This window comes from Streptosporangium sp. NPDC049644, from assembly GCF_040675205.1.
GTDB classification, from domain to species: domain Bacteria; phylum Actinomycetota; class Actinomycetes; order Streptosporangiales; family Streptosporangiaceae; genus Streptosporangium; species Streptosporangium fukuiense.
The window spans coordinates 1-2136 of the sequence record NZ_JBFAOJ010000238.1 but is presented as its reverse complement, the minus strand read 5'-3'; the positions used below and the strand labels follow the sequence as shown (position 1 = coordinate 2136).

Below are 2136 nucleotides of genomic sequence, written 5' to 3'. Positions count from 1 at the left end.
TCGTCGGCTCTCGGTCCTCCACCTGCGGCTCGGCCTGCGGCCCCTGCTCGATGATCACGTGCGCGTTGGTGCCACTGATCCCGAACGACGACACAGCCGCCCGGCGCGGACGATCGGCCTCGGGCCACTCCACCGGCTCGGCCAGCAGCTCGACCGCGCCCTCGCTCCAGTCCACATGCGACGACGGCGCGTCCACGTGCAGCGTCTTGGGCAGCACTCCGTGCCGCATCGCCATGACCATCTTGATCACGCCCGCCACACCGGCGGCCGCCTGCGCGTGACCGATGTTCGACTTGACCGACCCCAGCAGCAGTGGACGGTCCTCGTCCCGATCCTGACCATACGTGGCGAGCAGGGCCTGGGCCTCGATCGGGTCGCCCAGTGTGGTTCCGGTGCCGTGCCCTTCGACCGCGTCCACCTCCGACACCGAAAGCCCCGCCCCGGCCAGCGCCTGGCGGATCACCCGCTGCTGCGACGGACCATTCGGCGCCGTCAGGCCGTTCGAGGCTCCGTCCTGGTTGACCGCGGAGCCGCGCACGATCGCGAGCACCTGGTGGCCGTTGCGGCGGGCGTCCGACAGCCGCTCCAGCACCAGCACGCCCACGCCCTCGGACCAGATCACCCCGTCGGCCGCGTCGGAGTAGGACTTGCACCGGCCGTCGGCGGCCAGCCCGCCCTGGGCGCTGAAATCGATGAACGGCCCGGGGTTGGCCATCACGGTCACGCCACCGGCCAGCGCCAGCGAGCAGTCGCCGCCGCGCAGCGCCTGGGCGGCGAGGTGCAACGCCACCAGCGACGACGAGCACGCCGTATCCACCGTCACCGCCGGGCCCTCCAGACCCAGCGTGTACGACAGGCGGCCGGTCGCGACGCTGCCCGCGGTGCCGGTACCGACGAAGCCCATCACTTCCGCCGGGAACGCCACACTGCTGCCGTAGTCGTGATACATCACCCCGGCGAACACGCCGGTACGGCTGCCGCGCAGCGACACCGGATCGATCCCGGACCGCTCGATCGCCTCCCAGGACGCCTCCAGCAGCAGCCGCTGCTGCGGATCCATCGCCAGCGCCTCGTTGGGCGAGATGCCGAAGAACGCCGGGTCGAACTCCCCCGCCTCATGCAGGAAGCCGCCCTCACGCACGTAGCTGGTGCCCCGGTGCTCCCGATCCGGGTTGTAGAGCGACCCCAGATCCCAGCCGCGCATGGTCGGGAAGGGCGAGATCGCGTCCGCGCCCTCGGTGACCAGCCGCCACAGGTCCTGCGGAGAGGCGACCCCGCCCGGATAGCGGCACGCCATGCCGACGATGACGATCGGGTCATCCGCGACCGGCACGATGGACGTGGGGATGACCGCGTCGGCGTGCTCGCCGAGCAGTTCGGCCAGCAGGTACTCCGCCAGCAGCGCCGGTGTCGGGTAGTCGAACACCAGCGTGGACGGCAACCGCAGCCCGGTCGCGCCGTTCAGCCGGTTACGCAGGTCCACTGAGGTCAGCGAGTCGAAGCCCAGCTCACGGAACTCCCGCCACACCTCCACCGTGTCCGCCGAGACGTGCCCGAGGACGATGGCCACCTCCGTACGCACCACGTCCAGCAGGACCTCGGCACGCTCGGCCTCGGCGAGCGGAGCCAGCCGCCGCAGCAGCGTGCTGGCCGCCGCCGATCTCCCGGCGGCGGAACGGCGCCTGCCTCGCACCAGTTTGCGGAGCAGTGGCGGAATCTCGGGCTGCGCGCGCAGCACCGACAGATCCAGACGGACCGGGGCCACGACCCGCTCACCGGAACGGACCGCCGCCTCGAACAGGGCGAGACCCTGCTCCGGAGCGAGCGGCGGCATGCCGGCCCGGGCCATCCGCTCGATGTCGGCGGCGCTCAGGGTGCCGGTCATCCCGCTGTCCTGAGCCCACGCGCCCCAGGCGAGCGACAGACCGGACAAACCGGCGGCCCGGCGGTGCCGTGCCAGCGCGTCGAGGAACGAGTTGGCCGCCGCGTAATTGCCCTGCCCCGGGGCACCGATCGTGCCCGCCACCGAGGAGAACATGACGAACTCGGCCAGATCACGGTCCGCGGTGAGCTCGTGCAGGTGCCAGGCCGCATCGGCCTTCGGCCGCAGCACGGTGTCCAGCCGCTCCGGCGTCA

At 71.9% G+C, this 2136-nt stretch carries 1 protein-coding gene; it reads right to left on the bottom strand.

Translation table 11 applies throughout. The annotated features are described in order from the left end of the window. On the bottom strand, positions 1-2136 hold a 2136-nt coding region (locus AB0J58_RS44745), incomplete at both ends, for a beta-ketoacyl synthase N-terminal-like domain-containing protein (RefSeq protein ID WP_364227888.1).